Source organism: Pseudomonadota bacterium (genome assembly GCA_039714795.1).
Taxonomy (GTDB): Bacteria; Pseudomonadota; Alphaproteobacteria; order JAGOMX01; family JAGOMX01; genus JBDLIP01.
In genome coordinates this window covers 1-5,686 of sequence record JBDLIP010000110.1, presented here as the reverse complement: position 1 = coordinate 5,686, position 5,686 = coordinate 1, and the positions used below count along the sequence as shown (strand labels likewise).

The following is a 5,686-nucleotide window of genomic DNA, read 5'->3' as shown; positions in this document are numbered from 1 at the left end:
CAGGAGAGGAACTATACTGAGCCCCATTTTTGTCGCAAATTCGTGGGGGCTCATTGCCGCCCCCACGAATTTGCAACAAACAAGTAACAAAAAGAAAAGAAAAAGGGTATAAGAATAAATTATTTAAAACGATGGTTTATTTACTTGCTGGAAATTCGGATTTTTAGCAACTGAAACTACGCTGTTCGCCTACCTAAAATTCAGCTTACCCACTCAAAACGCAAAAGAGCCTTAATTTTCTCCATATTTATTCTTCTTAGCTTCACGGATTATACTGTCCATAGATTGTTCAGTGAAATCATGATTTTCTGCTTGGAGAACTCCTTGCTCTACAAGTTTGCGTAATTGATTCAGTTTCGACAAATGCAATAATTCATCATATTGATCCATCTTCCTTAAAGCTTCACGGACCACTTCGCTGGCATTGTTATAAGGACAATTCCTTTGAAGGTGAGAATACCTTGTTCTTAAAGGGATTATAGCAATATACCTGCCTCGGTCATAAATTGCGATTCAGGATGACGTTTGTAGAAGACTCCTATCTAAAAGCGCCATTTATGCCCGGGACGGGTATAGCATAGTGCTGCTAGACTATCTCATGAGCTAGAACGATCAACTATCGGTTCTCTTAATACAGTTCTTCGATTCACCCTTTCGTTTCAAATACTCCTGCCTTTGGGGCTCTGGAAATTTTTCTATTGCGTATCTCAGCATTGTTCTTGGCATTTGGCAACCGTATTGATCAAGAAATGCTATGAGCATTTCTTGATTTCGTTTACCAGCTTCTCTGAGCATCCAGCCAATAGCTTTATGAATCAAATCATGGGGATCGTTTAAAAGCAATTCGGCAATTTTAAAGGTCCATCCCAACTGGTCGCTGCGAATAAAATACCAGGTTGCAACGATGGCAATACGCCGCTGCCACATAATTTGTGATTTTGCTAAAGCCAAAAGTACGCTTTTGTCTGCCGTTAATAAATGAGCGCCTACAATAAGATGAGCAGAGGCATCTACAAGATTCCAATTGTTTACATAGTTCAAATTGCCCATGTAAAAATGGTACAGATCATCTTTGGTTTGACCTTCAGCGTTTTGGTATTGTTGCACCAAGATCAGCAAACAAAGCAGTCTTTCTTCATTGATTGGCGATTCAATAAGAGATTGCATTTCTGCAAGCGTTAGGCCTGCAAACTCCTTGGCAATTTTGCGCAGATCTGGAACTCTCACACCTATAAATTGATCGTGCTCTGCATAGTCACCAGCGCCAGTCTTGTAGAACAAAGCTGTTTTATCATTTGATTTTTGTTGATGCTTTTTTAGAAGCAATCTAATTTCTTTGAGTTTTTTCATGTTCAATCAGCCATTTTTTTCGCGTCAACCCACCACCATAACCACCAAGCTCACCGTTGGAATTTATAATCCGATGACAAGGAATCACAATTGCCAATTGGTTAGCTCCATTGGCATTGGCCACAGCTCTAAAGGCAGAAGGTTTGCCAATAGCGATTGCTTGATCCTTGTAGCTTCTGGTTTCTCCATAAGGGATTCGCATTAGAGCCTGCCACACTGTCTTTTGAAAAGGACTGCCATGCAGATTAATTGGTGTGTTAAATGATTGCAAGTTCCCAGCAAAATATGCTTGCAGCTCTGCTTCAATTGAAACTATAGGATCTGTACTGCCGGGAATAATGGCTGATTTTGTGCTGGCGCGTAGTCTTTCTATTTCACGCTCAAGACCACGCCGGTCGACAAATTCGAGCAAATGCAATTTTTGCTCATCAGCAATAGCCAGCATCGGACCAAGCCTTGTGTCCAGCCATGATGCTTTGAGAACGTTTCCATGTCCCAGCAAAGTAGGAGCAGCCCCCATGATTCGAGAAAATGCGTCTCTAAAACCACTGCTAGATTCGTAACCCACGTCAAGTTGTGCATCAATGATTGATGATCCCTCCCGTATATGTTTCATAGCCAATCCCATGCGACGCGCTCTAGCATATTCAATGAATGTCATACTAAATCGTTTTTTGAACTGACGCCGCGCTGTGGAGGCGTCAACCGATAAATCTTGAAAGTCTTCATCCTTCCAACGCTTTTCAGGATTCGCTTCAACCGCTGCCACCAATGTTTGTACAAGATCGGAAACTTGATTGGGGTGCGACAATGGCTGGCAGCGCTTGCACGGGCGAAATGATGCCAATAGCGCAAGTTGCGCTGTTGCAAAGAATTCACAGTTTTCAAACTTAGGTTTGCGGGCCGGACAAGCTGGACGGCAGAACACACCTGTAGTTTTAACGCCTACATAAAATATGCCTTCATATTGTGAGTTTTTGTCGATCAATGCTTGGTAATATTCACGTCTGTTTGCATCTGTTATCATGATGTTCGCGATTCAAGTAAGGTTAAAGCCCAGTTATGCTCTAAGATATAACACAGCTTGTAACTGACTTGCCGCCGAAATTCAGGCATTGATTTTTTTAGTTTGTGTTTGCATCGTTAGCGGTTATAGCTCTACCCGATCATCACTTCTCCCCGGTGATGAAATCACTAGAAATGCAGCCACATCCATTGAGTCATTGCGAACACAATGCACAACATTTGGCCAAACTGTAAAGCCTTCGTCTTTTTGCAACTGAACAATCTTACCAGAAAGTTGAATTGTGAGTTGACCTGACAAGACGTAAAAATGCTGAGTCGTTTGCGCATGGTAATGCTTGACTTCGCTTGTTCCTGGAGGCATTTGCTCTTTGATTACAGATAGATCTTCAGATTTCAAAAACCACCAGCCGGTGCAACTTTGACCCCAGGTGAATTGCTTGGCTGACGCTTCAGTGACAGGGTGACAGGCCTGTATTGATTCTTTACGTTGTTGATTCTTCACGGCTGTAACCTTCTATAACCCCAAACACCATCGACCAAATCATATCGTACCCTCTTGTGAAAACGATCTGAACTCCCGTGCCAAAATTCAACCATCTCAACAACCAGTTGATAGGCATGCCAGGTTTCTGGGCGTTTGATTGCACCTGCTTTATTCAAGAGTTCTTTAACCTCACGCCGCATGCGCTTTTCGTCCTCTATTTCATCAGTTTGCTGCGACACTACAGCCACTGCTTGTGCGGGTCTCGGTCGAGCACGAAAAATTTCATCTGATCTCTGAGGCGAAAGCTTGTGCACTGCTCCTTGAAAGCTTACCTGCTGCATCGTTTCACGCCACCAGAGAGTTCCTGCAGCTTTTGGGTTAGCAGCTAACTCCGTTCCTTTTTGGCTGCGTTCAGAGGTGGTAAAAACTATGCCAGCGTCATTACACTCTTTTAAGAGCAGCACACGACTTGATGGCCACCCAGTCCAACTTATGGTTGAAAGCACAAAACCTCTGGGCTCAATAACGCCAACGCGATCAGCTTCTTCCAGCCAATGTTGGAATAAAGGCATTGGTTCTGCAGGGGGCATATCAAGCTTCGGATTAACCAGCGTGGGGTCTCCTGTAAGAGTTTGAAATCTATTTTTGGCATTCATATGCGCTCACCTCATCTTTATCAATGTTTCCATAACCCCTGGCAAATCTTGATCCGATCTTACCTCAATAAACTGAACATCGGGGTACTTTTGTCGAAGGTTGGCAGTTGCGCCTTGTACACGCTCTCTAAACCGCCAGGTATATACAATTAGCTTCCAAGCAATTTTTTCAGGGCAACCTTCAGCTCGATCAAGAATCCGCGAATCTTTCCGCAACCTTCTTTTGACAATGCGCCACAAACAACGCCAAAAAGGATAGTTGAAATAGATGCAAACATCGGCGCGTTGATAACGGGTTTCAAGAGATTTGACTTGGGTGCCATCAATAATCCATTGTTCTTGTGCAACCAATTTTTGCTGTATATCCATGAATTCTTGATAATCACGCTCCTGCCAGTTTTGGACAAAAAAGTAACGATCCAAGTGATAAACTGGAAACCCCAGCTTCTGGTGCAATTTCAAAGCAAAGGTTGATTTGCCGCTGCCACTACGGCCAAAAATCATGATTCGGTTTATTGTCATTTTACACCTTTGATCCAATTCACAAGAGCTTTGACAACCTGAGCAATGCTCATATCTGTTGTATCAAGGGTTGTAACATTGGCCAAGCTTTTCCAGCTATCAAGGTTCTCCCACTGGCTAAAATCAAGGCCGCTCCAGGCGTTGTCTTTAATCACATGTGGCTGCCATTGCGGATCTGCATGATGCACCCTTAACCATGCAGCCCAGTTTAGCATGTCTTGGTTGGCGGCACCCATGCCTCTGTTTTTCAAACGCCTAATCCGTTCAATATCTGACACATCAAGAAAGCATAAATTGATGCTGTCCAATTGAGCTGCACTTGGACATGCCAAGATTTCTCCTCCCACTGGCACCAGTAATGAAATAGAGCATGATTATTTCCTAGACTCCCCTTCCTCATCCGGCAAGAACCCTTGTACTTGCATTTGCCACATTTTGGCATAATGCCCCTTTGTCTTTAACAACTTATCATGTGGGCCATCTTCGATAATCTGCCCTTTATCAAAAACCAAGATCCTATCCATTGCTGCAAGAGTAGACAATCGGTGCGCAATGACAATCGTTGTCCGTCCTTGCATCAGCTCGTGTAAGCTTTGCTGAATGTATTTCTCTGTTACAGAATCTAGCGCCGATGTGGCCTCATCTAGAATCAGAATTGGTGCGTCTTTTAAGATCGCACGTGCAATGGCGACGCGCTGACGTTGACCTCCAGATAGTTTTACTCCGCGTTCTCCCACAAGGGAGTCATAGCCAATGGGAAGAGCTCTGATAAAGTCATCCGCATGAGCTTTTTTTGCTGCATAAATGACCTCCTTTTCGGAAGCATCTGGCCTACCATAACGGATATTATCCATCAATTTGCGATGAAATAGGGAGGGATCTTGCGGAATCATACCAATAGAGGCATGCAGTGAATCTTGGGTAACTTTTCGAATATTCTGTCCATCGATGAGGATCCGCCCCGAAGTTACTTCATAAAGGCGTAAGATAAGGTTTACAAAAGTTGTCTTGCCACTGCCAGAATAACCAACTAGACCCACTTTCTCGCCTGAGGCAATGGTAACAGACTTCTTTTGAAAAATAGGGGCAGCCTCGCCATAACGGAAATGAACTTCCTCAAAGGTAAGAGTACCACCAGTAAGTTGCAGGGGTGCTGCCCCTTCAACATCCACAATATCAGGTTGCACCATGATATCCGTGATGCCTTGGCGAATACGCCCATAGAGTTTTAAGAATTTTGGAATATCTTGGGAAACTTTCCAAAAGTTGTCCATGATGCTGAAGTTCAAAGAAAGAACAAGGGCAAAGTCTCCAATTGTAACCCATCCATCCACGCGTCCTTTGATGAGTAAAAATAGGTTGAAACACTGCGCAAGAAAAAAACCATAGCCATAGAAAAGCCAAATTTTGAAATAAAACCACTCCATGGCTTTTTCTGCATGCATAGCATCATCAATGCTGGAAGTCAGCAGAGAGTCCTCATTTTTGCTAAGCGCAAATAGCCGTACCGTTAACATATTTGAAAGGGTATCCACTATGCGCCCTGTAATTATAGGCACCTGCAGATGAGAAGGTAAAATTCGACTTTTTATATGGTATAATGGCCAATCTTGTTTTTTATACGTCTACCTACCCACCAGCTATACAC

8 protein-coding genes are annotated in these 5,686 nt (G+C 43.4%); all 8 read right to left on the bottom strand.

All coding sequences use genetic code 11. The annotated features are described in order from the left end of the window. Positions 1–231 precede the first annotated feature (231 nt). The 8 genes from ABFQ95_07275 to ABFQ95_07240 all read right to left on the bottom strand — a co-directional run bounded on the left by ABFQ95_07275 (position 232) and on the right by ABFQ95_07240 (position 5,573). Positions 232–390, bottom strand: coding sequence for a hypothetical protein (locus ABFQ95_07275; protein ID MEN8237322.1), 159 nt, complete (start codon positions 388–390; stop codon positions 232–234). Positions 391–612: 222 nt separating this feature from the next. Beyond that, a complete protein-coding gene (locus ABFQ95_07270) occupies positions 613–1,350 on the bottom strand; it encodes a DNA alkylation repair protein (protein ID MEN8237321.1) in 738 nt (245 codons plus the stop codon). Continuing rightward, complete coding sequence (locus ABFQ95_07265; protein ID MEN8237320.1) at positions 1,328–2,377, bottom strand: trifunctional transcriptional activator/DNA repair protein Ada/methylated-DNA--[protein]-cysteine S-methyltransferase; 1,050 nt, start codon at positions 2,375–2,377, stop codon at positions 1,328–1,330. The genes ABFQ95_07270 and ABFQ95_07265 overlap by 23 nt, the downstream gene beginning before the upstream one ends. 123 nt (positions 2,378–2,500) lie before the next feature. Continuing rightward, positions 2,501–2,878 (bottom strand): cupin domain-containing protein, encoded by a 378-nt coding sequence (locus tag ABFQ95_07260; GenBank protein ID MEN8237319.1) that lies wholly within the window; start codon positions 2,876–2,878, stop codon positions 2,501–2,503. After that, on the bottom strand, positions 2,875–3,516 hold the full coding sequence (locus tag ABFQ95_07255; GenBank protein MEN8237318.1) for a pyridoxal 5'-phosphate synthase: 642 nt from the start codon (positions 3,514–3,516) through the stop codon (positions 2,875–2,877). The genes ABFQ95_07260 and ABFQ95_07255 overlap by 4 nt, the downstream gene beginning before the upstream one ends. Before the next feature lie 6 nt (positions 3,517–3,522). Beyond that, positions 3,523–4,038, bottom strand: a complete 516-nt coding sequence (locus ABFQ95_07250) for a DNA topology modulation protein (protein ID MEN8237317.1) — start codon at positions 4,036–4,038, stop codon at positions 3,523–3,525. Continuing rightward, complete coding sequence (locus ABFQ95_07245; protein MEN8237316.1) at positions 4,035–4,370, bottom strand: hypothetical protein; 336 nt, start codon at positions 4,368–4,370, stop codon at positions 4,035–4,037. Before ABFQ95_07245 ends, ABFQ95_07250 begins: the two co-directional genes overlap by 4 nt. Before the next feature lie 42 nt (positions 4,371–4,412). Further along, positions 4,413–5,573, bottom strand: coding sequence for an ABC transporter ATP-binding protein (locus tag ABFQ95_07240; GenBank protein ID MEN8237315.1), 1,161 nt, complete (start codon positions 5,571–5,573; stop codon positions 4,413–4,415). Positions 5,574–5,686: the final 113 nt, after the last annotated feature.

What these genes read in the sequence shown, in the direction of transcription:
- ABFQ95_07255 (MEN8237318.1), bottom strand. Translation starts at nt 3,516, where the DNA reads ATGAATGCCAAAAATAGATTTCAAACTCTTACAGGAGACCCCACGCTG.
- ABFQ95_07270 (MEN8237321.1), bottom strand. Translation starts at nt 1,350, where the DNA reads ATGAAAAAACTCAAAGAAATTAGATTGCTTCTAAAAAAGCATCAACAA.
- ABFQ95_07265 (MEN8237320.1), bottom strand. Translation starts at nt 2,377, where the DNA reads ATGATAACAGATGCAAACAGACGTGAATATTACCAAGCATTGATCGAC.
- ABFQ95_07250 (MEN8237317.1), bottom strand. Translation starts at nt 4,038, where the DNA reads ATGACAATAAACCGAATCATGATTTTTGGCCGTAGTGGCAGCGGCAAA.
- ABFQ95_07275 (MEN8237322.1), bottom strand. Translation starts at nt 390, where the DNA reads ATGGATCAATATGATGAATTATTGCATTTGTCGAAACTGAATCAATTA.